Here is a 26017-nt window from a genome sequence, read left to right as displayed (position 1 = left end):
CAGCGACAGATTAGTGGCCGAAGAAAACCGATTGCGGGCCCGACGAAGCCGGTGCACGCGTACCCGATTGCGACGACACGGTGTTCACGCCACCGTATGCGCCCGATTCGGCGCTAGCGCGTTCAGCTGCGACGGTTTGCGCGTTCTGGCCTTGTTGCGAAGCCGGTGCGCCGACAGCCGGACGATAGAACGGTGCCGGGCCGTAGCCGCTAGCGAATGCGGGAGCAGCGATCGAGGCAGAAACAGCAACCAGCAGGGCGGCGATGAGCTTGGTCTTCATGGTGTGACTCCGATAAGTTTCGATTTCATTTCAGGAAGGCGTCGCAGGAGCCGGTAGGGGTGTGTCTGCAACGTCGATGGATGGCAGTGTATACCCCTACTATTAAAAATTTGTACCGATAATATGAAATTACTATTCTTGGTACTGAAATAATCTGTCAGGCGTATATGTGACGGGCGTCAGCGGTGGTCCGACCCCGGTAGTCAAGCGGTTTTTGCGGTCAAAGACCGGATTGGCGGGGTGGGTTATTGGCAGGGTTTTCGGTGATTTCTTGCTTGTCATTCGCGTTTCAGGGGCATTGGGCCACTTGCGGTAAAATCGCGGTTTGATTCAAGCCGTCTGGCCGCCCCATGTCTTTAGCTCAAACTCCCAGTCCACGCCGCGTGTCCGTCGCGCCGATGATGGACTGGACCGATCGCCACTGCCGCTCGCTGCATCGCGTGATATCGCGCCATACGTGGCTCTACACCGAAATGGTCACCACCGGCGCGTTGCTGCACGGCGACGTGCCGCGCCATCTGGCGTTTACGCCCGAAGAAGCGCCGGTTGCCTTGCAGCTCGGCGGCAGCGAGCCGGACGATCTCGCGCGTTCAGCGAGGCTGGGCGAGCAATGGGGCTATGACGAGATCAATCTGAATTGCGGCTGCCCGTCCGAGCGCGTGCAGCGCGGTGCGTTCGGCGCTTGCCTGATGAACGAGCCGCAACTCGTTGCCGATTGCGTGAAAGCCATGCGCGACGCCGTCTCAATACCGGTGACGGTCAAGCACCGGATCGGCGTGGATGCGGTCGAAGAATATGACTTCGTGCGCGACTTCGTCGGCACGATCGCGGACGCCGGCTGCAACGTGTTCGTCGTGCACGCGCGTAATGCGATTCTCAAGGGCCTGAGCCCGAAAGAGAACCGTGAAATTCCGCCGCTCAAATACGACTACGCGTATCAGCTGAAGCGCGATTTCCCGCATCTGGAGATCATCATCAATGGCGGCATCAAGACGCTTGATGAAGTGGAGACACATCTTCAGCACGTCGACGGTGTAATGCTCGGGCGCGAGGCTTATCACAACCCTTATGTGCTGGCCGATGTCGATGCGCGCTTCTATGGCGCGACGGATGCACCGCTCACGCGCGAGCAGGTCGAGGCGAAACTGATCGAATATTGCACGGCTGAAATGGCGCGCGGCACGTACCTTGGTGCGATCACGCGTCATGCGCTCGGTCTCTACCGCGGGGAAGCCGGTGCACGAGGATGGCGTCGCGTGTTGTCGGATAGCAAACGCCTGGCCGCGCGCGATCTGAGTATCTTCGACGAGGCAAGACAGCATCTGCGTGAGCCGGTCGAAATTTTTGAATAAAGGACTAGGCAAACAGAATTCTTGTTCGTATAATCTCGTTTCTTCATCGACGAGCCAAGTTTCTCAGCAGTTAGGTGAGTTGCTTAGCAAGTCAAGCAGATGTCAGTGGTGGCTGTAGCTCAGTTGGTAGAGTCCAGGATTGTGATTCCTGTTGTCGTGGGTTCGAGCCCCATCAGCCACCCCAAAGAATTCAAGCAGTTGCATGTGAAATGCTCGTCGTTTTTACATATTTTGGAAGATGTGATTCCAATTTATCGAAGATGAGCAAAGAGAGCCCGCTAGTAGCGGGCTTTTTTGCGTCTTATGTCCCTAGCCGACTGGCGATTTCGGAGTGCCTTTGACTAATGCTAGTCAGTCCGCGCAGAGCGGAACGCCGGGGCAGCAACCGCTTCAGGTGCCGTCATCTGCGGTTGCGATCGATCCCAAGATTTACATTCAACAAGAGCCCTATTACTTGACCGAAGTGCAGTACGAACGGATCAAGGCTGGGCAGCCGATGGCCATCACGATCTTTATGAACCTCCTGCTCACGGGAGCCGGTGCTGCATTTACCGTGCTGGGGCAAGCAGCTGCGAACCTTGTGAGCGGGAAGTCGGCAAATTTAGATCCGGCTGCGGAGTGGACTGCAATCGTGACAATCGTGGTCGCTGCTCTTGCGTGGTTCGGTGCCCGTTTCATTCCGGGCAAATACAAACGAACGATGAAGGCTATTGACGATCACTTTAAGACCACGCCTGCAACACGACATTTCGGGGGAAAGCCATGAGCCAGATTCTGTCGAGGTTGCCATTAGGCTTTGAGCCCTATTACAAGCTCAACTTTTGCTCGAACATTCTCATCGCGACGAAGGCGCCGATCTCCATCAAGGAGGGTCTTGCGCCTCTATTGATCGGTAGGGGCCCCAGCCCGAGAGTGTGGATGTCTGCGGGAATGGTGATGAACGAGCAGCAGGCGTTTTTTCAGATCGTGAAGGATAATGTGCCGAACAGTCCGCAGGTGCGGGTTGTAGCGTCGGCAGGGACGACGACGGTGCTATACGACGAAACTGTCATGTGCCGTGTAGAGCAGATATCGAGCGAGGAAGCGGCGGTCACCCAGCTGGATCTTCGTCCTGCGGGACTCAACGTTACCGGCGATCGAACGGGTCTCAAGATCGGTGCGAATAGAAGTAGCGGCAATCACGTGGAAGGGGCTGAAGCCTTCTTGACGATCGGTTAGCGAGTCGCGCGCACTTTCCTTTGACGTCGCCGGTCGTAGACCTTGTTCACCATGCGGTCGTCGGAATGGCCGGTAGCGTCTGTGATCCGGTTGTCCCCTTCCTCCTCACGGTCGGTAACAGCAGCCGGCCGCATGTCGCGCAGCGAGAAGCGTTCGAGCGCGATGCCGCGCGCCTTCGCCTCGATCTCGCAGTAGTCCATCAACCGCGACCAGCTGGTGTTCCAGCCGCTGCGCGTGTACACCTGCCCTGCCGTATTGCCGAACACGTACAGGCTCGTCGACCACCACGCGCAGCTCGGACGACCATAGTGCCAGCTTGCTGTGCTTCTGCTCGCCAGCCGCGTTTTCACGATCGGAGGCTGACTTGCATAAGCGGCATCTGGGATCTGGCTGTCCATTGATCACGACCCACTGATGTCTCAGCAGCAAGCGGCATTAGCTCTGGCGGTAGCCGCAATATATCTAATCAGCCGCTACGACCGGCGCCGGCCTGCACCCCACCATCGCGCCAGCCTCCGCCCAGCGCCCGGAATAGCGACACCGCGCCCTGCAAACGCGCCAGTCGCAACTGAACGTTCTCATCCTCTGCGCGGTACCGCGTCTGCTGTGCGGCCAGTACGACAAGCAAGGTTTCGGCGCCTGCCCGATACCGGCTCTGTGCCAGTGCAAGGGCGCGCCGCGCTTCATCCAGCTCGTCGGTCTGCGCCGCGCGTTGCGCGTCGATCCCCTGGATCGCATTGAGAGATCGCTCGACGTCGCCGAACGCGGCGATGATCGCCTGCCGGTAATTGGCGAGCAGTTCTTCTTTCTGCGAGACGGCGAGATCGCGGCCCGCCGCGAGTGAGCCACCGCTGAAGATCGGTGCGCTCAAGCCCGCCGCGATGCTATACAAGGAGTTGTCGAACAGCGTACGAATACGGTCGTTACCGAACCCGACAGAACCCGTCAAGGTAACGCCCGGCAGCATCGCGGCACGCGCGGCCGTGACATTCGCACTGGCGGCCTGAAGCTGTGCTTCGGCGCGCGCGAGGTCCGGACGCTGAACCAGCAGCGACGAGGGAACCCCGGCGTCAATGCCGGGGATACGCAGTCCGTCCAATGCCGTCGTTGAAAGCTGCAGGCGTGACACCGGAATGCCGAGCAACACCGCGAGCGTCGCGTGGCTGTCGTTTGCCTGTTGACCGAGCAGGGCGGTGCTGCGGCGCTGCGCGGCGACAACCGCACGTTGCTGGGCAAGATCGATTGGCGTTGCCGCCCCCGCCCTGAACTGCGATTCGACAGTGGCGAGAATCTGCTGGGCAATCTTCAGATTTTCCTGGGCGATGCCGTATCGTTCGCGCAATGCGACGGTCTGCAACCAGGTGTTGGTGACGTCCGCATTCAACGTGAGCGCCACGGTGTCGCGGTCGAACCCGGAGGCGCGAAGCCGGGCGAGCGCCGCATCGCGAAGCGCACGATTGCGCCCCCAGAAGTCGAGTTCATAGCTGGCGGCGAGACCCAGGTCGAAAGCCGTTCCGGCCAATTCGGTGTCGCTGACAAGCAGGCCGCCTTGCCTGCTGGCATCGGCAAAACCCGACACGGTAGGCAGCAACGCCGCGCCGGCGATCCGCGCACTGGCCTGAGCCTGCTCGACGCGTGCAATCGAGGCCGCAAGGTCGAAGCTATCCGTGTCCGCCTGCCTGACAAGGCTGTTCAGTTCGCTGTTGCCGAACTCGTTCCACCAGTCTGTCCGGACCGGCCGGGTCGGCGTGGTCGGCCGGGTCGGTGTATCGGCGGCCGTCGAATACTGCCATGTGGCGGGCGGGGTGATGCCGCTGTCGATGGGCGCATGCGTACCGCACCCGTACAGTCCAAGAATGGTGAAACCGAGTACCCAGTGTTTCATCGCTTCACTCGCTTGCCAGTGCGATCACAGGATCGAGGCGCGCGGCCTTGCGGGCCGGCATGAAACCGAATATCAGCCCGGTTAGCAGCGCGCAGGTGAAGGCGCCGAGAATGGCACGCACCGAGAAGATGGCAGGAACACTCCACGCCATCAAGCTTGCGCCGACCAGCAGGCCGAAGACAACGCCGAGCACGCCACCGATGCCGGAAACCAGCGTGGCTTCTGTCAGGAATTGCCGGAGAATGTCGCGCTGACGTGCGCCGGTTGCGATCCGGATGCCGATTTCGCGGGTGCGCTCCCTGACCGTCATGAGCATGATGTTCATCACTCCGATACCCCCCACGAGCAGCGAAATGGCGGCAATCATGCCGAGCATCAGCGTCAGCGTGCTCTGGGTTTCGGTCTGCGCTTTCACGGAGGCGGCACGGTTGAACACCTCAAAATCACGGATATGGTGATTGCCTTCCAGCGTATCGGCGATTTGCTGTGCGGTTTGATCCGCAAGATCGAGCCTGTCGACCAGAACCGAAATCCACGAGAGGTTCGTAGTGCCGAGTATCCGCCGGCTTCCGGTCGAAAACGGCATAAGAACGACGTTGTCGTCGTCGGAGTCCCCTGAGGTCGCGCCTTTTTCTTCGAGCTCGCCGATCACCTGAAAGGGGACGTTATTGACCAGCACATAGTGGCTGACGGGATTGGTGTTGCCGAAGAGTTTTTCGCGCACACGCTTGCCAAGGAGAATCACGGTGGCAAGGTCCTGTTCATCCGTGCCGGTGAAGAAGATGCCGCGGCTGGTCTTCCAGTTCAGTACGCGGGACGCTTCCTCTGTCACTGCCCACACGGGTACTTGCACGTCGATGTTGCTGTAGCGCACGGTGACGTTGCCCTGGAGGAAGGGCATCGAGGCGGTGACGTTGGGCATCTGGCGCACGAGATCGGCGTCGGCTTCGGAGAGGGTGCCGCCCGGTCCGCGAGGATTGTCGCCGCCCGGTATCACGTACATCCGGTTGGTGCCGAAGCTGGCCATTTTTTCGATCACCTGGTGTTCCGTGCCGGCGCCGATGGCCAGCATGACGATCACCGAGGCGACCCCGATGATGATGCCGAGCAGGGTCAAGAGGGTGCGGAAGCGGTTGATCCACAGAACCCGCCATGCCGCGCGCAGCGCTTCATGCGTGTCGGCCGTCCATGATGCCGTGTGCGCCGCGCCATCGGCCATCGAGGCGAGAAAGGTGCTCGCATCGAGCGATGCCCGCCCGCTCGATACCGGGCCGCCGGTGGAGTCGGCAATGATCTGGCCGTCGCGGATCTCGATAGTGCGATGCGCGCGCGCGGCGACTTCGCGATCATGGGTGATGAGGATGACGGTGTGGCCGGCTTCGGCGAGTTCTTCAAGCAGAAGCATGACCTCGGCGCCGCTGCGGGAATCCAGTGCGCCCGTCGGCTCGTCGGCCAGCAGGATGTGGCCACCGTTCATCAGCGCGCGGCTGATCGATACGCGCTGCTGCTGTCCGCCGGACAGCTGGCCGGGGCGATGGTCGAGCCGGTCCCCGAGACCCAGCCGGGTGAGCAGGGCTGCCGCGCGCTTTTCGCGCTCGGCGACCGGTACGCCGGAATAGATGGCGGGCACCTCGACGTTTTCCCGTGCCGATTCGGTGGCGATCAGGTGATAGCCCTGGAAGACGAACCCGAACGCTTCGCGGCGCAGCCAGGCCAGTTCGTCGGCGTTGAAATCCGCGATGTCCTGCCCGGCGAACAGGTAATGCCCGGCGCTGGGGCGGTCGAGGCAGCCGAGAATGTGCATCAGCGTCGACTTGCCCGAACCCGATGCGCCGACGATCGCGACAAACTCTCCCGCGCCGATGGACAGGCTCACGCCGCGCAGCACATCGACCGCCGGCAACGGCTTGCCGTCAGGACCTTCGGTCTTGCCGCCGTAAGACTTGCGGATGTCCCGAAGCTCGATCAACGGAGCAGGAGACACCCCTGCGGCTGTCGCGCTGCCAGCCGTTACCGTTACCACTGGAATCTCCCGTCGATCGCCCGCGTACGGCGTACCCCGGTGACCAACCGGTCGCCGGCTTGCAGTCCCGCCAGGACTTCGCCGCTGAGGCGGTCATGCACACCGATCCGCACTTCGCGAGTCACAATGCGCCCACCCAGCGCAACCCGCGCCGTGTAATTGCCCGGCTGGCCATTCGCCGGCACCAGCGCGGCAAGTGGCGCGACGATGACCTTCTGCGCCTTCGCCGCGACGAAGAAGACCTGAGCGCTCATCTGCGGCATGAGTTGCGCGTCGCCGTTGGCAACGTCGAAAAGCACCGTATACAGCACCACCTTGCCGGCGCTCTGGGTGGACGCCGGCTGATTGCCCTGCTGGCCGCCATTGGACGAGGTGGTCTGATTGGGCGGCGCGGGCAGGATCTGCCGCACTGTCCCGGTCCACCGGCGCTCCCTCGAACCCAGTGTCGTGAAGTAGACCGGCATGCCCGGCTTGACCTGCAATATGTCGGCTTCGGAAACCTGGGTCCACACCGTCATGGTGGACAGGTCGGCGATCCGCAGTATCGTCGGCGTCTGATAGGTTGCGTTGAGCGTCTGTCCTTCGCGCGCATCGAGCGTGACGACGGTACCGCTCATCGGTGCATAGATACGCGTATAGCCGAGCTGCGCTTCATCGCCTTTGAGGTTGGACTGCGCGCCGTCGATCTGGGCACGCAGGTTGTCGATCGTGGCGCGAGCCGACATCAGCGCGGCGTACGCCGTCTGCAAATCTTCGTCGCGCGTCGAACCCTCGGAGGCCATGCGCCGCTGCCGGTCGTATTGCTGCTGCGCGAGTTCGCGCTGGGCCTGGGCGCTGACCAGTTGCGCGCGCAGGCTCGCGAGCGTGGACTGGTCGACATCGACCTTTGCCTGCTGGATGCTGGGATCGACCTCGACCAGCAACTGTCCCTTGCGGACCATGTCGCCAGGCTGGACGTGGATGCGGCGGATTTCGCCGGATGCCTGCGCGCCGATGTCGACATAGCTGTGTGGCTGGAGCGTACCCAGGGCTGTGACGCTGGACTCGATATCGCCCCGGCCAATGCTGACAGTGTCGACATGTTCAATAGCCCTAATGAAAAACGCCCAGACAGCCAGTGCGGTCAGCAAGATGAAAATCACAACAATGCCGGTTCGTGTGTGTCGTCTGGATAGTCGTCTCATTGAACGGTTCGGGGCAGGAGAGGGCAGCGGGCCGCGCATGCACACGGGCCGCTGACGTGACGCTCGGTTTTCGATGAAAGCGCGGTAACGAATTCGTCACGCTGGCTTTCTACTATGCATCCACTTGGTTACCGCGAAGGACCTTGGAGACGCTGTGGCCCGCAGTGGGTAAATATCGCCGCGAAGTATAAACGATTCTCATTACACATCTAGTCCCTTGAGGCGTAACGATGAGAGAAGGGCGGGGAGTGGCGCGGTCTTGCAACGCCGTGGGCGATATCGAGTTGTGGTCGTAATGGCCGATCAGTCGTATGGGAATTCGTCAAAAATCTTGACAAGAAGGCTCGCAGCGCCTAACTTTCACGGGCGTTTGCGAATGGTTCTCATTTACTATGTGAAATGAGTTTTATTGCGTAACGCATTGGAAGCTGTCGAATAGCTGAAGGACAGCGTGTGAGATGCCGGAAATGACAGGGGGCCGCGATGAGTTGGGACGATGAGAATGCCGAATTCGAGGTAGTGATCAACGCAGAGGAACAGTATTCGATCTGGCCAGGCTACAAGCAGATACCGGGCGGCTGGCGGGCCGTGGGCAAGCAGGGAAAGAAGGCCGAATGCCTGGCATACATCGAGGAGCATTGGACCGACATGCGGCCGGCCAGCTTGCGCCGGGCAATGGACGGCAGTAGCGCGGCGCCGGAAGCGGCCCAGCCGCAGCCGCAATCTCAGGCGCATTAAGGATCGTCGGTATGACCCGGCCCGTTGGCTCCAGCAGCACCGTGACGCTGTTCTGTCTGCCTTATGCAGGCGGCAACGCGGCGATTTACCGTGAGTGGCCCTCACGTCTGCCGGCCTGGATCAGGCTGGTGCCGCTGCATATCCCGGGCCGTGGCCTGCGTCACAACATGCAGCCGATGCACCGGTGGCCTGAGTTGCTGGCGTTGCTTGTCGAGGACATGCGGCCTCATCTGAGCGAGCCGTTTGCGATCTTTGGCCATAGCATGGGCGCGCTTATCGGAATCGAACTCGCCCATGCAATCAGGGCCCGCTACGGCGTTTCGCCGGTGTGGTTCGGTGCGTCGGCGTGTACGGCTCCGACGCGGCGGGAGCGGGAGCTGCACTGGTTGAGTTGTCCTGACGAAGAGTTCATCGACGAAGTGCGTTCGCTCAACGGCATGCCTGACGAACTGCTCGAGAACCGCGAGTTCATGGAGCTTGTGCTGCCGTTTCTGCGGGCCGATTTTCATTTGTGCGGATCGTACGAATACCGCTCGCGCGTGCCGCTTCACTGTCCCGTGCTTGCCCTCGCGGGTGCCGCCGATCCGATTCTCGACGACGACCCGCAGAGCGTGTCCGCGTGGTCGCGGGAAACGACTGGCGAGTTTCAGTTGACGTCGCTCGACGCGGATCACTTTTTTATCAACACGCACCGCGATGCGGTGATTGACCTCGTGAGCGACAGCCTGGGTCGCGCGACCGGAGCACACGTGCAGTGCGGCACGCCGGAACGGCGCGCAGCGGCCGCCTGACGAAGCCGCGTCATCGACACAAAATCAATGTGCGTTTCATGGAGATTCTGCGTGGACAAGCAAACTCTGCTTTTTGATTTTTCGCCGTACCTTGATCAACGGGACGAGATACTTCCGCTGATCCGTGAATTTGCCGCGCACGACGGTTTTCGCAGCGCGGCGGTCGAGGAGCTCGAACTGGACGACGATTTCTACCGCCGTCCGTTGCGCCCTGAAGACCTCGATTTCCTGTTGTTCAAGAAGCCGATCCGCGCCGAAACGGTCAGCCGTCTGCCGTCGCTCGCATCGCAACGATTGCTGCTGACACTCAACGAAGCGGGCGTTGCACGACTGCCGCGCAGTGTCGATGCCGACGAGTTCGCGCGCTTCGACGGCTATTACGGCGAGCGCAACCAGGTGCTTGGCGCGCGCATCCGGCCGTTCCTCGAGAACTATGCATTCACGTTCGTCGGCGATGAAGCGTCGCCGCAGCGGGATGCGCGCGCGTACCGGGCGAGTCTCCACGAACTGATCGACGCGGAAAGCGCGTTCTGGCGCGATGCATTCGGCACGCTGATGCGCAACGACTATTTGCCCGAAGGCCTGCGCTTCGTGATGATCCAGCGCTGGAGCCTCGCGCCGTCGCGCCGCATCGCGGTTGGCCGCGCGGTGGCGTCGGGCTATTTCGACGCGATCGATGCCGCGAACCGTCCGGTCCTCGACGATGCCGCCAATGACGCGCTACTCGCGCGCGTTGCGGGATTTACCGGCCTCACGCGCCGCGAACATTCGTACTGGCAGTTCTATCTGCCGACCAGCCTCGCGAAAGTGAACCTGCTGTACGCGCTCGGCTCGCGGCCGGACCGCGCGTTCGCGCTGCTCGGCGCGGCGTTTGCCGCCGAAGCCGAAGCGCTGGCGTTTTCACTAGCGCTGGCCGAAGCGTGCCCGCATCTGGTTGCGCCGTCGTCGCGCGGCGCGGCGCACCCCAATGCGAACCCGCATGCAGGCACGAGCGCCAATGCTGGCGCTGGCGCCGATCCGCTTGCCGCCCTCGTTGCCCGTTTCGAAGCCGCGCTTGCTGAACTCGAAGCACGCTACGGCACGCAAGGGCTGTATCGCTTTGGCCAGGGCTGGGGCGCTGCCGTCAAGCTCGCGAGTCGCGCGCGTTGGGATCTCGGCGAACAGCTGCGCTGGCTGTCGTCGATCGACCAGTACGTGCGCTTTGCCAAAGGCATCGATCAGCGTATCAACGCGGAACGGCCCGATATCGATCGCGAAACCTTCGTCGAGCCGCGCGAAATGTGTTCGACCACGCATGTGCATAACGATCATCGGCTGGTCGTCATCGAAAGCGGCGACATGATTTTCTGGGGCAACGTGGGCATGCAATTGCAAATGACGCGCGGCGACATGGTGCTGATTCCCGACGGCCGTCTGCACGGCTCGACCGTCACGTCGGCCGAGTGCACCTATCACCAGCCGATCATCCCCGACGAATGGATCGCGGAACTGCCGCCCGGCACGCGGCCGGTTCCAGCCAACGCGGGCCTTGCGCCCGTCGCGAAAGCCCCCACGGAGACGGCCGTTGCAATCGCCGTGACGTCATGAGCTGAGCTCGTGAGCTGATGCGATAGCGTGCCGCGCGGATTGGCAGGCCGGCACCGCAAGCCTCGCATTTTTTGTTTTCCCCGACACCCTCGACGGATGCGTTCGCGCACGCCGGAGGGCCTCTGTTTGCGTGCGATTTCTGCACGCAAGCGCATCGACCGGCTCAGCGCACCGAGTGGAGATGCGCAGTGCTTCATGCACAACGGCAGCACAACGGCAGCACAACGGCAGCACAACGGCATAACGCCACATGCAAAACACCATGTCTGAGTCTTCATTGGAGAGGGCCATGCCCGCTGAGCTCGATGACCAACAGCAGGATCCGGCGACACGCGGCGTGAGCGACTGGCGCTCACGCACGATTCTCGGCGAGCAGCTCGGGCTCACCGAGGTGCCCGCGTGGTTGCCCGACTCGTATGCAAGCTTGCGTGACCAGGTCATGCATCCGGAGTACCCGTGTTTCTTCGGCACGATTGCCGAGCGGCGCGGCGAGATGTTCTACGCATTCGTCAACGAGAAGGACACCAGCACGCTGCCCGCGACGATGGCGACCTTCGCGGCGCTTGCGTCGCGTCCGGAGTACCGGCGCAACAACATCGCGATCTTCTTCGAGCCGGATGCCGAACCCTTGTCGCACGACGAGTATCACGATCTGTTCTGGGACACCCTGCAATTTCTGCACGACCAGGACCCGGATCCGGAGGCGGACCACCAGCCGGACCCGTCGCAGGAGGAGTGGGAGTTTTCGTTCGGCGGCATCCAGATGTTCGTGGTCTGCGCATGCCCGTCGTTCGCCCAGCGGCACAGCCGCAATCTCGGCCCCGGCATGGTGCTGCTGTTCCAGCCGCGCGCGGTGTTCGTCGACACCATCACGAACAAGGTGATCGGGCGTCAGGCACGCAATCAGGTGCGCGAGCGTCTGCGTCGTTGGGACGATGTGCCGCCGCATCCGGATCTCGGCTTTTACGGCGACGCGGGCAATCTCGAGTGGAAGCAGTACTTCCTCGACGATCGCGATGTCGCGGCGGTGGACGCCTGTCCGTTTTTGAGCCGGCGTGCGCGCAATGCGGCGCAGACGAAGGACGCGGACGAGGCAACGGATGAAGTTCAGCGCAGGCAGCCGGTTGAACCGACGCGCTGAGCGCGTGACGCGCGGCATCTGAAGAGCAATGGCGCAGGACACACTGCCGGCCGGTTGCTTCGATACCGGTTGGGCATGAATAACAGATCGGCTTGTGAAGCCGGTCCACGAGGGCAAAGATGAGCGAGACGATGAACGGAATGGCCGACGAAATGCTGGCGATATCGAAGGCTTATGCCGGATTGCCGGCGCCGAAGCGCGAGGTATTTCGCGCGCGTCTCGCTGAGCGGGGCATCCCGGCCAGCCGTCTGCCGATCGTGCCGCTTGCATCGCGCGGCGAACGTTTTCCGCTGTCGTACGCGCAGGAGCGTCTGTGGTTCCTATGGCGCCTGGAGCCGGATAGCGCGAGCTACAACATGGTGTCGGCAGTCCGTTTCGACGGGGCGCTCGATGTCGACGTGGCGCGTCGTGCGCTCTCGCTGATTCAGGCCCGGCACGAGTCACTGCGAAGCCGCTTCGAGGAGGTGGACGGTACACCGTGGCAGATGATCGACGGCACGCCGTACGGATGGGCGCAATACGATCTGGCGCCGGCAGCGGATGCGGATTGTGATACGGAGCTGAAGTCGCTGCTCGCGCAACTGTCGAGCCGGCCGTTCGATCTGGAGCATGGCCCGCTGCTGCGGGTGTCGCTGGTGCGGGTCGGGGAGGCGGAGCACGTGCTGCACTTCGCGATGCATCACATCGTCTCGGACGCGTGGTCGATCGGGGTGCTGACGCGGGAGTTCGCCACGCTGTACCAGGCGCTCAGCGAGGGTGTGAATGAAGGTATGAACGAGGGTGCGGAAGCCGCCGCATCGCCGCTCGCGCCATTGCCGGTGCAGTACGGCGACTACGCGGTGTGGCAGCGCGAATGGCTCGACGCGAGCCGCCTCGATGCACAGCTCGACTACTGGCGCGCGCGCCTGGGCGACGAGCATCCGGTGCTCGAACTGCCGGTGACGCGCAAGCGCACGGGGCTGCGCAGCGCCGCGGGCGGCCGGGTGGTGCGCCGTCTGGAGGCGCACCGGGCGCAGGCGCTGCGCGCGCTGTCGCAACGCCATGGCGCGACGCTGTTCATGACGCTGCTGGCCGCGTATGACGTGCTGCTGTCGCGCTACAGCGCCCAGCAGGACATCCGCGTCGGGGTGCCGGTGGCCGGACGCGACCGGCTGGAGACCGAAGGGCTGATCGGCTTCTTTGTCAACACGCTGGTGATCCGCACGGAGCTGGCGGGGGTGCAGCGCTTCGGGGCGCTGCTCGGGCAGGTGCGCACGCGGGTGGTGGAGGCCCAGGCGCATCAGGATCTGCCGTTCGCGCGGCTGGTGGATGCCCTGCAGCCGGCGCGAAGCCTGGGCCATACGCCGCTGTTCCAGGCGATGTTCAACTATACGGGCGCCTCGCGCGAGACGGTGGCGCTGCCGGGGCTGAAGGTGTCGGCGCTGTCGGGCGAGGCGCACACGGCGCGTTTCGATCTGGTGCTGAACGTGGTGGAGGACGAAGGACTGTCGGTGTCGTTGAGCTTCGCGCGCGACGTGTTCGATGAGCCGGTGGTGGCGCGCATGCTGGAGCACTACGTGGAGATTCTCGAGCAGGTGTCGGCGCGCGACGATGCGTATCTGGGAGAGATCACGCTGGCGATGGAGGACCGCTACCGCACGGCGATCGCGCGGCACGGGTTCGAGCCGGTGGGCGAGCGCTTCGGGGCGCAGGCGCGGCGCCGGGGCACGGCGGGGGCGGTGCATTGCGAGGGCGAGCGGCTGGACTACCGCGCACTGGAGGCGTGGTCGAACCGCGTGGCGCGGCATCTGGTGGAACGGGGAGCGGGGGCGGACGAACGCATCGGGCTGTGCCTGACGCGCTCGGCGGGGCTGGTTGCGTCGGTGCTGGGGGTGCTGAAGTCGGGGGCGGCGTTCGTGCCGCTGGACCCGGACTATCCGGAAGACCGGCTGGCGTACATAATGGAAGACGCGGGGGTGAGCCGGGTGGTGGTGGATGCGGTCACGGCGCAACGTCATGCCGGCCTGCTCGCGGGCCGCGAGACCATCGCGCTGGAAGCGCTGCGCAATGGTGAAGAATCCCCGGCCCCCGCCGTCAGCATTCACCCCGACCAGCTCGCCTACGTGATCTACACGTCGGGCTCGACGGGGCGGCCGAAGGGCGTGGCGATCAGCCATGGCGCGCTGTGCTCGCACCTTGAGGACTTCATCGGCACGTACGGGATCGGCGAAACGGACAAACAGCTGCAGTCGTCGACGATCAACTTCGACGTGTCGCTGCACGAGATGCTGCCCGCGCTGCTGTGCGGCGGACAGGTCGAGATGCGCGGACCGCAGCTGTGGGATCTGGCGACCACCAGCCGGCATCTGGCCGAAGAAGGGGTGACGTTCTCGCGCATTCCGACGGCGTACTGGCAGCAGTGGCTGCGCGAGCCGCCGGCGGCGCAGAGCCTGCGCGCGCTGCGGCAGATCACGGTGGGCGGCGAGGGGCTGCCGGGCGACGCGTTGCGTCAATGGCGCGAGGGGCCGCTGGGGCATATCCGCCTGGACAACCTGTACGGGCCGACGGAAACCACGGTGGCGTGCCTGTACCGGCAGACCCGGGCTGAAGACATTGACCACGCGATCGTCCCGATCGGGGCGCCGTACGGATCGCGCACGGTGTATGTGCTCGATGAGGCGGGCAACGAGGTGCCGGTGGGCGGGCTGGGGGAGTTGTGCATCGGCGGCGAGACGCTGGCGCGTGGCTATCTGAACCGGGCGGCGCAGACCGCGGAGAAGTTCATTCCGGACCCGTACCGGACGGATGGGGCGCGCCTGTACCGCACGGGGGACCTGTGCCGGCGTCGGGAGGACGGCACGATCGACTTCCTGGGGCGGCTGGACCAGCAGGTGAAGCTGCGGGGTTTCCGGATCGAGCTGGGCGAGATCGAGGCGGTGCTGCGGCAGGTGGCCGGGGTGCGCGAAGCGGTGGTGGAGCTCAAGGGTGAAGGCGAGGGGCGGCGCCTGGTGGGCTATGTGTCGGGCGAGGCCGGGGTGGCGCTGGAGACGGGCACGCTGCGCGGGGTGCTGGAGGCGCGGCTGCCGGGCTACATGGTGCCGGGTGCGTTCGTGGTGCTGGAGCGTCTGCCGGTGATGCAGAACGGCAAGGTGGACCGTCGGGCGCTGCCGGAGCCGCAGGTGCAGGGCGGACTCGAACGGGTGGCGCCGCGCACGCCGCTGGAGGCCGCGCTGCTGGCGATCTGGCAGGGTGTGCTGGGCCGTGACGATATTGGTGTGACCGATAACTTCTTTGAGATCGGCGGCGATTCGATTCTGAGCTTGCAGATCATTGCGCGTGCACGTCAGGCGAATCTGTTGCTGTCGCCGCGCCAGGTGTTCGAGCATCCAACCGTCGCGACGCTCGCGCAACAGGCGCGCACGTTATCGTCCGAGGCGGCGCAGGAGCATGCCGAGATACACGGCGTGCAAGCGTTGACGCCAATCCAGCAGGACTTTTTCAAGCGTTTTCCATACGGTGAATCGCACTGGAATCAGGCCGTATTGTTGCGTGTCGAAGGCGTACTTGAGCCGACGATTCTTGAGCGCGCCGTCGGTGATCTGATCGCGGCGCACGACGCATTGCGTCTGCGTTTCCATCCATCCGCCGAGGGCTGGCGCCAGCAGGTCGCGCCGCGCGAAACAGCACGCATTGTCGAGTCTTTCGATCTGCGCGAAGACGAGGACTGGACCGCGACGCTCGAAGCCCGCTCGACTCGTCTGCAACAGAGCCTGAACCTCGAAACCGGACCGCTACTGCGCGTCGGTTACTTCGAGCGTGACGGTGAAGCGCGCTTGCTGCTGGCGATTCATCATCTGGCCGTCGATGGCGTGTCGTGGCGCGTGCTGCTCGACGAACTGCAACAACGCTACGACGACGCACTCAATGCGGCAAGCAGCGAGTCGAACGCATCGAACGCATCGAGCGCGTCGGCAACCGCCCGGACCGCGTTGCCGGGAGGCTTGCCGTGGAGCGTATGGGTCGCACGACAGCAGGCATTCGCGCAGACCGACGCGGTCCAGGGCGAAGCCGCGTGGTGGCGTGCCGCGTTGTCGGACGCGCACACGTCGCTGCCGATCGCGATGTCCACCGCACAGCGGGCCGCGCCCGGTGCGGTCACCGCACAACTTGACGCCGACTGGACGCGTCAACTGTTGCAAGCCGCGCCACGCGCGTATCGAACCAGCGTCGAAGACCTGTTGCTGACCGCGCTGACACAAACCATCGCGGCATGGAGCGGCGAGCGCGGCACGCTCATCTCGCTCGAAGGCCACGGCCGTGAAGCGCTCGACGAAGAACTCGATCTGAGCCGCACGGTCGGCTGGTTTACGACGCAATATCCGGTGTGGCTGGAAACTGCCGATGCGCCATCTGCCGCGATCAAGGGGGTGAAAGAGCGTTTGCGCGCCGTGCCGCGCAAAGGGCTTGGCTATGGATGGTTGCGCGCCTCGCTGGCGGATTTGCCCATGCCGCAGATTGGCTTCAACTATCTCGGCCAGTTCGATCAGAGCCTTGAAACCGGCGGACGCTTCAGCTTCGCCAGCGAGTCGGGCGGTGCAACGATGTCGGACGCGCATCCCGCCGACATGGTGCTCGATCTGAACGGCGCAATCGCGAACGGTTGTTTGTCGGTGTCGTGGGCGTATCGCGCGGGCGAACTCGACGAGTCCATCGTGCGCGATCTCGCCGCGCAATTCGAAGTGCGTCTGAAGCGTCTGATCGAGCATTGCGCAGAAGCATCGCCGAGCGCAACCGCTTCGGATTTTCCGCTCGCGCGGATCGACCAGGCGTCGCTGGACATGCTGGATTTGCCGTTTGCCGCGATCGACGATCTTTACACCGCGGCGCCGGTTCAACAAGGCGTGCTGTTCCATAGCGTGTGGCAGGACGGCGGCGGCGTCTATCTGAACCAGAAACGCCTGACGCTGCATGGCGAACTCGATCACGAGCGCATGCGGGCCGCGTGGCAGGCCGCGGTGGACCGCCACGACATTCTGCGTACGCATTTCGACTGGCGTCATGGCGGCACCGCATTGCAGGTCGTGCAACGCGTCGCAACGGTGCCGTACACGGTATTCGACTGGCGCGCCAGCGCGGATCACTACGAGACGCGTCTCCCGGAATGGCTCGCCGCGGATATCGCACGGGGCTTCGATCTGTCGTGCGCGCCGCTATTGCGTATCAACGTGTTCGCCCGTCCGGACGGCGGGCATGACCTGGTGTGGACCGACCATCATGTGCTGCTCGACGGCTGGAGCGTGTCGCAGTTGATGGGCGAGGTGCTGCGTCACTACGCTGGCGATGCGATGCCGGCGCGTGGCGGACGATACCGCGATTACATCGCATGGCTGGACCGGCGCGATGCGTCGGCGAGCGAATCGTTCTGGCGCGAACAACTTGCGGCGCTCGAAGGTCCTGGGCGGCTTGGCGCTTCGGTGCCGCCCGGCGCTGTTGCGAATGACAGCGGCGCCGCCCAGGTCGGCGAGCGTGAATGCGAATTGAGTGCGTCCGCGAGCGAACGGCTTGCCGCGTTCGCTCGGCGCGAAAGCGTGACGGTAAACACGCTGGTTCAGGCTGCGTGGGCGCTGTTGTTGCAACGCTATACAGGACAACAAACGGTCGTGTTCGGTGCGACTGTTGCCGGGCGGCCGGCCGATCTGAACGGCGTCGAAAATCTGCTTGGATTGTTTATCAACACGCTGCCGGTGATTGCGCGGGTCGACGACGCCATGCCGGTCGGCGACTGGCTGCGTCGTCTGCAAGCTGCGGCGCTGGCCGCGCGTGAGCATGAACATACGCCGCTGAACGATATCCAGCGCTGGGCGGGCATGGGTGGGCAGGCACTGTTCGACAGCATTGTCGTGTTCGAAAACTACCCGGTCGATGCCGCGCTCAAGGACACCACGCCGCGCGGACTCAGCTTCGGGGCGCTTGCGAATCGCGAGGAAACGAATTATCCGCTGACGGTATCGGCGACATTCGCAGCGACGCTGAAGCTGAAGTTCAGCTTCGATTGCGGCGTGTTTTCTGATGGGTTTATCGCGCGTATTGGGGCACAGGTTGAGCGGTTGCTGGCCGGGTTGGCTGAGGATAGTGCGCGTCGGCTTGGCGCTGTGGAGTTGCTCGATGCCGCCGCGCGGCGCGAGGTCGAAGCGTTTAGCCGTTGCGATGTGGACTATGGTGACGCGTTGCCAGTGCATCGTGTTATTGAAGCGCAGGTACGCAGGACGCCGGACGCGGTGGCCGTGCTGTTTGGCGATCAGAAGCTGACCTACGCCGAACTGAACGCGCGCGCCAACCGTCTGGCGCACCGCTTATCGGCACAGGGCGTCGGCCCGGATGTGCGCGTGGGGATTGCCGTCGAGCGCTCGGTCGAGATGGTGGTGGGACTGCTCGCGATCATGAAAGCGGGCGGCGCCTATGTGCCGTTCGACCCGTCGTATCCGGCTGCGCGACTCGCGTACATGATGGCCGATAGCGGCATTGCGCTGCTGCTGACGCAGCGCCGGGTGCGTGACGCGCTGCCGCTGCCGGATGGGATCGCGGTGCTCGAACTGGATGCGCCCGATCTTACGGACCAACCGTCGCACAACCCGGTTATCGGACTGGATGGCGAAAACCTCGCCTACGTGATCTACACGTCGGGTTCCACAGGCCAGCCGAAGGGCGCGGCGAACCGCCATGGCGCGCTATATAACCGCCTGGTGTGGATGCAGCAGGCCTACGCGCTGGATGCCACAGACACGGTGTTGCAGAAGACGCCGTTCAGCTTCGACGTCTCGGTGTGGGAGTTCTTCTGGCCGTTGATGACCGGCGCGCGTCTGGCGGTGGCCGCGCCTGACGATCATCGCGATCCGCAGAAGCTGGCCGAACTGATCGAACGCCATGCGGTGACGACGCTGCATTTCGTGCCGTCGATGCTGCAGGCGTTCATCGCGTACGAAGGCGCGCAGCAATGCACGGGCCTCAGGCGCGTGATCTGCAGTGGCGAGGCGTTGTCCACGGAGCTGAAGGACCGTGCGCTGGCGGCGCTGCCGGCTGCGGCACTCTACAACCTGTACGGCCCGACGGAAGCGGCCATCGACGTCACGCACTGGAGCTGCCAGGCGGAGGACACGGTAACGCCGATCGGCCGTCCGATTGCGAACGTTCAGACGTATGTGCTGGATGCATCGCTGAACATGACGCCGGTGGGAGTGGCAGGTGAACTGTATCTGGGTGGAGCGGGGCTCGCGCGGGGTTATCTGAACCGCCCGGCGCTGACGGCGGAGCGCTTCGTGCCGGACCCGTTCTCGGCCGAAGGCACCCGTCTGTACCGCACGGGAGACCTGGCGCGCTGGCGTGTGGACGGTGCGCTGGAGTATCTGGGCCGGATCGATCATCAGGTCAAGATTCGCGGCTTCCGGATCGAGCTTGGCGAGATCGAGGCACAGCTTCTCGCGCAGACCAATGTGCGTGAAGCGGTCGTCGTCGCTCAGGAAGGCGTCGGAGGCAAGCGTCTGGTCGGTTATGTGAGCGCGAACGCAAACACCCCGGTCAATACGGCGGAACTGCGCGAAACTCTCGCCGAAGCGTTACCCGAGCATATGGTGCCGTCGGCGATCGTCGTGCTGGACACGCTGCCCCTGAGTCCGAACGGCAAGGTGGACCGCAAGGCGCTGCCCGCGCCGGAGCAGGGCAGCACGAACCCCACAGCGCAGTACGAAGCACCACAAGGTGCAGTTGAAACCGCGCTCGCGGCCATCTGGCAGGACGTGCTGGGCGTGGAGCAGGTTGGCCGTCACGCGAACTTCTTCGAACTGGGCGGCGATTCGATCCTGAGCCTGCAGATCGTCGCGCGTCTGCGCCGGGTCGGGCTGAAGATCACGCCGCGGCAACTGTTCGAGCGTCAGACGGTGGCACTGCTCGCGGCGGTCGCGGAAACGCTGGACGGTCAAATGGATCCGGCGGCTGCAGAAACGCTGGCCGGCGACGTGCCGCTGCTGCCGATCCAGGCGGCGTTCTTCGCGCAACAGGTGCCGAACCGGCATCACTGGAATCAGGCGTTGCTGCTGCAAAGCGGTGAAGCACTGGACGAACCCACGCTTGAAGCCGCGCTGCATACGCTGGTCGCGCATCACGACGCATTGCGTCTGCGCTTCGAGCAATCCGCGCAGGGCGTATGGACGCAGCGCTATGCGGCATCCGAGTCCGCGCAACTGCTGTGGACACGGGATGCACCGGCAGGCCGCCCGATCGGGGCGATCTGCGATGAAGCGCAGCAGAGCCTGAATATCACCCACGGTCCGCTGCTGCGGGCAATGTCGATCCGGCTGGCGGATGGCACGGCGCGTCTGTTGCTGGCGATCCATCACCTGGCCGTGGATGGCGTTTCATGGCGCGTGCTGCTCGAGGACCTGCAGACGGCCTATGAACAGATCCGGGCCGGCGACAAACCCGCGTTGCCGGAGAAAACCGCGTCGTATGGCGCATGGTCGGGGCGGTTGCAGGAATATGCACGCACGGCTGCCGTGCGTGAAACCCGTGGCTACTGGCAGCAGATTGGCGGGACACGCGCGGATATCCCGCAGGACCATCCGCAGGGTGGCAACACGCAGGCGAGCGCACAGCAACACACGGTCACGTTCGATGCGGCGACGACGCGTCAGTTGCTGAAGGACGCGCCGTCGGCGTATCGCACACAGGTCAACGATCTGTTGCTGGTTGCGCTGGGGCGGGCACTGTGCGGCTGGACGAAGCGCGAGTCGATCCGTATCGACGTGGAAGGCCACGGCCGCGAAGACGTATTCGACGGGATCGACGTGAGCCGCACGTGCGGCTGGTTCACGACGCTGTTTCCGGTGCGGCTGGAGCCGCAGGGTGACACGGGCGACGCTATCTGCCGGGTGAAGGAAACGCTGCGCGCGATTCCGGCGCGGGGGCTGGGCTTCGGCGCGCTGCGTCAGTTCGGGGTTGAGGAGGACCGCGCGGCGCTGTCGGAAATCGCGGCGTCGCAGGTTGTTTTCAACTACCTTGGGCAGTTCGACAGCAGCTTCGATAACACCGCATCTTCGGGATGGCAACCCGCCAGCGGATCGACGGGCCGCCCGCAAGACAGCAGCGCCGAATTTGCTTACGCGTTGTCGATCAACGCAAAGGTATTCGACAGTGAGCTGACGCTTGCCATTGGCTTCAATGCTGCGCGTCACGACGCATCGACCGTCGAGGCATTGCTTGCCCGATTCGCTAGCGAACTCCGCGAGCTGATCGCGCATTGCACCAGCGGCGCGGCCGCGGCTGGCGGCGTTACGCCATCGGATTTCCCGCTTGCCGGACTCGATCAGCAGCAATTGCGTCAGTTGACATTACCGGTGCCGGCGACGCAAATCGAAGACCTGTATCCGCTGTCGCCGATGCAGCGCGGCATGCTGTTCCACACCCTGTACGCGCCGAACGATAGCGCCTATGTGATGCAGTTGTGCGTCGATATCGACGGCCTCGACGTGGCGCGTTTCAGGGCCGCGTGGCAGGCGGTGACCGAGCGTCACGACATTCTGCGAACGGGTTTTGTGCAACAGGACGATGCGTGGCTGCAATGGGTCGCCAAAACGATCGACTTGCCATTCGCACTGCACGATCTGCGCGATCCGCATGACGCAGCCGGGCAAGACGCTGCGTTGAGCGCGCTTGAACATGCGGAACGTGTACGCGGTTTTGATCTTGCGCGTGCGCCACTGCACCGGTTGACGCTGGTGCAACGCGGCGACGCAGCCTACCGGATGATCTGGACGCATCATCACGTGCTGCTCGACGGCTGGAGCGTATCGCAGTTGATGGGCGAAGTACTGCGCCATTACGCCGGTCAGGCATTGCCTGCAAATCGCGGCCGGTATCGCGACTATGTACGCTGGCTTCAGCAACGCGACAGTATCGCAAGCGAACACTTCTGGCGCGCGCAGCTTTGCGATTACGATGAGCCGAGCCGCATCGCCGCAGCCCTGGTTCGCGATGCCATCGACAACGAAACGACGCGGATCCGCCGTTACGACGAGCTAGAACTCGAACTGGACGCAGCGACGTCCGCGAAACTGGCCGCGTTCGCGCGACAGGAGCACGTGACGGTCAATACGCTCGTCCAGGCCGCGTGGGCGTTGCTATTGCAGCGTCATACGTTGCAGGACACGGTGGTGTTCGGCGCGACTGTGGCGGGCCGCCCCGCCGATCTGCCCGATGCCGGGCAGTTGATCGGGTTGTTCATCAACACATTGCCGGTGATCGCATCGCCGCGCGCCGGCCTGCGTGTCGGCGACTGGTTGCGGGCGATGCAGGCGCAGGCGTTGGCGTCGCGCGAACATGAACACACGCCGCTCAACGAGATTCAGCGTTGGGCTGGCTCGGCGGGGCAGGCATTGTTCGACAGTCTGATCGTGTTCGAAAACTATCCGGTCGACGCCGCGTTGAAACAGGCTGCATCAGGCGGTCTATCGTTTGGACCGCTACTCAATCGCGAGGAAACGAACTACGCGCTGACCATTTCGGTTTCGCAAGCCGGGACGTTGCGGTTCAAGTACAGCTATGACCTGAGGGTTCTGAGCGCTGGGGCTGTTGCGGAACTGGCGGAACGATTGAGTGGTTTGCTGCGTGCGTTTGCTGATGATTCATCACGGTCGTTAGGCGCGCTGACGCTTCTCGACGACGCTTCATCGGTGCACCGGCAGCACGCTGGATGCAACACCGATTCGTTCGCCGATGCCGCTGCCGTGCATGAGCTGATCGAGCGCCAGGCGGCAGCGACGCCGGATGCGATTGCGCTGGTCTGTGGCGATGAGGCACTGAGCTATGCCGCGTTGAATACGCGTGCGAACCGCCTGGCGCATCGCCTGATCCGCGAAGGCGTGCGCGCCGACGTGATGGTCGCGGTGGCGCTGGAGCGGTCGGTGGATATGCTGGTGGCGCTGCTTGCGGTGCTGAAGGCGGGGGGCGCGTATGTGCCGCTCGACCCGTCGTATCCGGCCGCCCGGCTGGGTTATATGCTCGACGATTGCCGTGCGCCCTTGCTGCTGACCCAGCGCGCGGTGATGGGTATGACCGACGCGTTGCCGGTGGGCGAACATACCCGTGTGATCGAACTGGATGCGCTGGATCTGTCGGCCGGGCCGGCCGGGAATCCGGCGGTGGCCGTAAGCGGTGAGCAACTGGCGTACGTGATCTATACGTCGGGTTCGACAGGCCAGCCCAAAGGCACGATGGTGCGTCACGCCGCGCTGACGAATTTCCTGCACGGCGTGGCGCGCGAACCGGGTCTGACGGTGGGTGACACGCTGGTCGCGGTGACCTCGCTGTCGTTCGATATTGCGGCGCTGGAACTGTTCCTGCCGCTGATGGCAGGCGCGAAGGTGGTGCTGGCCTCTCGCGATGAAGCACGTGACGCCCGTCTGCTGGCAGGGTTGCTGGAGAAACATGCGGCGAGCGTGATGCAGTCGACGCCGGCGACCTGGCGCATGCTGCTCGACTCGGGCTGGCCTGCGGGCGCGCAACGGGTCTCGCTGAAGGGCCTGTGCGGCGGTGAAGCGCTGCCGGCCGAACTGGCGACGCGTCTGCGGGCTGCGGGCGTCGATCTGTGGAACATGTACGGACCGACCGAAACGACGATCTGGTCGTCGGTGGCGCATGTCGGTGAGAGTGCCCCAATGCTGGGCCGTCCGTTACCGGCGACGCAGTTGCGTGTTCTCGACGTGAGTCTGAATCTGGTGCCGCAGGGCGTGGCGGGCGAGCTGTACATCGGCGGGCAGGCGCTGGCACGGGGCTATCTGAAGCGTGCGGCGCTGACGGCGGGGCGCTTCGTACCCGATCCGTTCTCCACGCAGGGCGCACGGCTCTATCGGACCGGCGACCTGGCGCGCTGGCGCGCGGACGGAGAGCTGGAATATCTCGGGCGGATCGATCATCAGGTCAAGATCCGGGGCTTCCGGATCGAACTGGGCGAAGTCGAGGCCCAGTTGCTGGCACAGCAGGACGTACGAGAGGCGGTGGTGACCGCGCAAGGCGCAGCGGGTGGTATGCGCCTGGTGGGCTATGTAGCGCCGCATGCGGGCGTCACGCTGGATGGCGCGTCGCTGCGCGCGGCGTTGTCGGCGGCATTGCCGGACTACATGGTGCCGTCCGCCGTGGTGGTGCTGGAGGCGCTGCCACTGACGCCGAACGGCAAGGTGGACCGCAAGGCGCTGCCGGCGCCTGAATTCCAGACGCGCGGTTACGAAGCACCGCAAGGCGACTTCGAAACGACGCTCGCCGCGCTGTTTGAACAGGTGCTGGAGGTGGAGCGCGTCGGACGACACGACAACTTCTTCGAACTCGGTGGCGATTCGATTCTTGCAGTCAAGACGGTCTCGCGAGTTCGCCAGCAATGTCGCGTGGAAATTCCGTTGCCTGTCCTGTTTGCGCATCCGACGCCTGCGGGAATCGCCGCTGCGATGCTCGCGAGCGATGCAGCGGAGACACGTCCATCTGGCGCGCATGACACGATTACACGACGCACTGGCGCAGCAGATCGCGCGCCGCTGTCGCACGCTCAGGAGCGGTTGTGGTTCCTGTGGCGACTCGATCGCAACAGCCCCGCATACAACACGGTGGGCGCCACTCGCCTGGCTGGTCAATTTGATGTCGACGTGGCGCGTCGCGCGCTCTCGCTGATTCAGGCGCGCCACGAGTCACTGCGAAGCCGCTTCGAGGAGGTGGACGGCACGCCGTGGCAGGTGATCGACGGCACGCCGTACGGATGGGCGCAATACGATCTGGCGCCGGCAGCGGATGCGGATAGGGATACGGAGCTGAAGTCGCTGCTCGCGCAGCTGTCGAGCCGGCCGTTCGATCTGGAGCATGGCCCGCTGCTGCGGGTGTCGCTGGTGCGGGTCGGGGAGGCGGAGCACGTGCTGCACTTCGCGATGCATCACATCGTTTCGGACGCGTGGTCGATCGGGGTGCTGACGCGGGAGTTCGCCACGCTGTACCAGGCGCTCAGCGAGGGTGTGAATGAAGGTATGAACGAGGGTGCGGAAGGCGCCGCGTCGCCGCTCGCGCCATTGCCGGTGCAGTACGGTGACTACGCGGTGTGGCAGCGCGAATGGCTCGACGCGAGCCGCCTCGATGCACAGCTCGACTACTGGCGCGCGCGCCTGGGCGACGGGCATCCGGTGCTCGAACTGCCGGTGACGCGCAAGCGCACGGGGCTGCGCAGCGCCGCGGGCGGCCGGGTGGTGCGCCGGCTGGAGGCGCACCGGGCGCAGGCGCTGCGCGCGCTGTCGCAACGCCATGGCGCGACGCTGTTCATGACGCTGCTGGCCGCGTATGACGTGCTGCTGTCGCGCTACAGCGCCCAGCAGGACATCCGCGTCGGGGTGCCGGTGGCCGGACGCGACCGGCTGGAGACCGAAGGGCTGATCGGCTTCTTTGTCAACACGCTGGTGATCCGCACGGAGCTGGCGGGGGTGCAGCGCTTCGGGGCGCTGCTCGGGCAGGTGCGCACGCGCGTGGTGGAGGCCCAGGCGCATCAGGATCTGCCGTTCGCGCGGCTGGTGGATGCCCTGCAGCCGGCGCGAAGCCTGGGCCATACGCCGCTGTTCCAGGCGATGTTCAACTATACGGGCGCCTCGCGCGAGACGGTGGCGCTGCCGGGGCTGAAGGTGTCGGCGCTGTCGGGCGAGGCGCACACGGCGCGTTTCGATCTGGTGCTGAACGTGGCGGAGGACGAAGGACTGTCGGTGTCGTTGAGCTTCGCGCGCGACGTGTTCGATGAGCCGGTGGTGGCGCGCATGCTGGAGC

Annotated in this window: 13 protein-coding genes and 1 tRNA gene (1 of these 14 running past the window's edge); 9 read left to right on the top strand and 5 right to left on the bottom strand. The window is 64.2% G+C overall.

Annotated elements, in window-relative coordinates; genetic code table 11:
* Positions 1 to 10: 10 nt before the first annotated feature.
* Positions 11 to 280 carry a hypothetical protein gene (locus tag GH665_RS11740; protein ID WP_153135997.1) on the bottom strand — a complete coding sequence of 90 codons (270 nt, stop codon included), beginning with the start codon at positions 278 to 280 and terminating at the stop codon, positions 11 to 13.
* Positions 281 to 630: 350 nt separating this feature from the next.
* Here GH665_RS11740 and dusA point away from each other — a divergent pair, with 350 nt between their 5' ends.
* From dusA to GH665_RS11720, 4 genes are all read left to right on the top strand, one after another.
* Positions 631 to 1632: a tRNA dihydrouridine(20/20a) synthase DusA gene (gene dusA / locus GH665_RS11735; protein ID WP_153135996.1), complete on the top strand. Its 1002-nt coding sequence runs from the start codon at positions 631 to 633 to the stop codon at positions 1630 to 1632.
* Between the two features lie 108 nt (positions 1633 to 1740).
* Positions 1741 to 1816, top strand: a tRNA-His gene (locus GH665_RS11730).
* A 153-nt stretch (positions 1817 to 1969) separates the two neighbouring features.
* On the top strand, positions 1970 to 2398 hold the full coding sequence (locus tag GH665_RS11725) for a hypothetical protein (protein ID WP_153135995.1): 429 nt from the start codon (positions 1970 to 1972) through the stop codon (positions 2396 to 2398).
* On the top strand, positions 2395 to 2850 hold the full coding sequence (locus GH665_RS11720; RefSeq protein ID WP_153135994.1) for a hypothetical protein: 456 nt from the start codon (positions 2395 to 2397) through the stop codon (positions 2848 to 2850). Before GH665_RS11725 ends, GH665_RS11720 begins: the two co-directional genes overlap by 4 nt.
* On the opposite strand, the gene GH665_RS11715 is transcribed toward GH665_RS11720, so the two are convergent.
* The 4 genes from GH665_RS11715 to GH665_RS11700 all read right to left on the bottom strand — a co-directional run bounded on the left by GH665_RS11715 (position 2847) and on the right by GH665_RS11700 (position 7942).
* Positions 2847 to 3248, bottom strand: coding sequence for a site-specific integrase (locus GH665_RS11715; protein ID WP_153135993.1), 402 nt, complete (start codon positions 3246 to 3248; stop codon positions 2847 to 2849). The two genes, GH665_RS11720 and GH665_RS11715, sit on opposite strands and share 4 nt — an antisense overlap.
* 68 nt (positions 3249 to 3316) lie before the next feature.
* Entirely contained in the window at positions 3317 to 4735 is a 1419-nt protein-coding gene (locus tag GH665_RS11710; protein ID WP_153135992.1) for an efflux transporter outer membrane subunit, read from the bottom strand.
* Positions 4736 to 4739: 4 nt separating this feature from the next.
* The gene (locus GH665_RS11705) at positions 4740 to 6758 is read right to left on the bottom strand and encodes a MacB family efflux pump subunit (RefSeq protein ID WP_246216190.1); all 2019 of its coding nucleotides are present in this window, start codon (positions 6756 to 6758) and stop codon (positions 4740 to 4742) included.
* Positions 6752 to 7942, bottom strand: a complete 1191-nt coding sequence (locus GH665_RS11700) for an efflux RND transporter periplasmic adaptor subunit (protein ID WP_153135991.1) — start codon at positions 7940 to 7942, stop codon at positions 6752 to 6754. Before GH665_RS11700 ends, GH665_RS11705 begins: the two co-directional genes overlap by 7 nt.
* 483 nt (positions 7943 to 8425) lie before the next feature.
* Here GH665_RS11700 and GH665_RS11695 point away from each other — a divergent pair, with 483 nt between their 5' ends.
* The 5 genes from GH665_RS11695 to GH665_RS11675 all read left to right on the top strand — a co-directional run.
* Complete coding sequence (locus GH665_RS11695; protein WP_153135990.1) at positions 8426 to 8680, top strand: MbtH family protein; 255 nt, start codon at positions 8426 to 8428, stop codon at positions 8678 to 8680.
* Positions 8681 to 8691: 11 nt separating this feature from the next.
* Positions 8692 to 9471, top strand: a complete 780-nt coding sequence (locus GH665_RS11690) for a thioesterase II family protein (protein WP_153135989.1) — start codon at positions 8692 to 8694, stop codon at positions 9469 to 9471.
* Positions 9472 to 9522: 51 nt separating this feature from the next.
* Positions 9523 to 11058, top strand: a complete 1536-nt coding sequence (locus GH665_RS11685; RefSeq protein WP_246216189.1) for a cupin domain-containing protein — start codon at positions 9523 to 9525, stop codon at positions 11056 to 11058.
* A gap of 289 nt (positions 11059 to 11347) precedes the next feature.
* The gene (locus tag GH665_RS11680; RefSeq protein WP_153135988.1) at positions 11348 to 12199 is read left to right on the top strand and encodes a YqcI/YcgG family protein; all 852 of its coding nucleotides are present in this window, start codon (positions 11348 to 11350) and stop codon (positions 12197 to 12199) included.
* Between the two features lie 119 nt (positions 12200 to 12318).
* Positions 12319 to 26017 carry the 5' portion of a non-ribosomal peptide synthase/polyketide synthase gene (locus GH665_RS11675; RefSeq protein WP_153135987.1) on the top strand. 2666 nt of this gene lie beyond the right edge of the window, so 13699 of the gene's 16365 nt are visible here — the first part of the coding sequence; its start codon is at positions 12319 to 12321; its stop codon lies beyond the right edge, outside the window.

The sequence above is a fragment of the Paraburkholderia agricolaris genome (assembly GCF_009455635.1).
GTDB classification, from domain to species: domain Bacteria; phylum Pseudomonadota; class Gammaproteobacteria; order Burkholderiales; family Burkholderiaceae; genus Paraburkholderia; species Paraburkholderia agricolaris.
Note: the sequence above shows the minus strand (reverse complement) of the source record. Positions and strands in the feature narration are given on the sequence as shown.

Coding starts and splice junctions, on each gene's coding strand:
- GH665_RS11740 (WP_153135997.1), bottom strand. CDS start 280: ATGAAGACCAAGCTCATCGCCGCCCTGCTGGTTGCTGTTTCTGCCTCG.
- dusA (WP_153135996.1), top strand. CDS start 631: ATGTCTTTAGCTCAAACTCCCAGTCCACGCCGCGTGTCCGTCGCGCCG.
- GH665_RS11720 (WP_153135994.1), top strand. CDS start 2,395: ATGAGCCAGATTCTGTCGAGGTTGCCATTAGGCTTTGAGCCCTATTAC.
- GH665_RS11715 (WP_153135993.1), bottom strand. CDS start 3,248: ATGGACAGCCAGATCCCAGATGCCGCTTATGCAAGTCAGCCTCCGATC.
- GH665_RS11710 (WP_153135992.1), bottom strand. CDS start 4,735: ATGAAACACTGGGTACTCGGTTTCACCATTCTTGGACTGTACGGGTGC.
- GH665_RS11700 (WP_153135991.1), bottom strand. CDS start 7,942: ATGAGACGACTATCCAGACGACACACACGAACCGGCATTGTTGTGATT.
- GH665_RS11695 (WP_153135990.1), top strand. CDS start 8,426: ATGAGTTGGGACGATGAGAATGCCGAATTCGAGGTAGTGATCAACGCA.
- GH665_RS11690 (WP_153135989.1), top strand. CDS start 8,692: ATGACCCGGCCCGTTGGCTCCAGCAGCACCGTGACGCTGTTCTGTCTG.
- GH665_RS11680 (WP_153135988.1), top strand. CDS start 11,348: ATGCCCGCTGAGCTCGATGACCAACAGCAGGATCCGGCGACACGCGGC.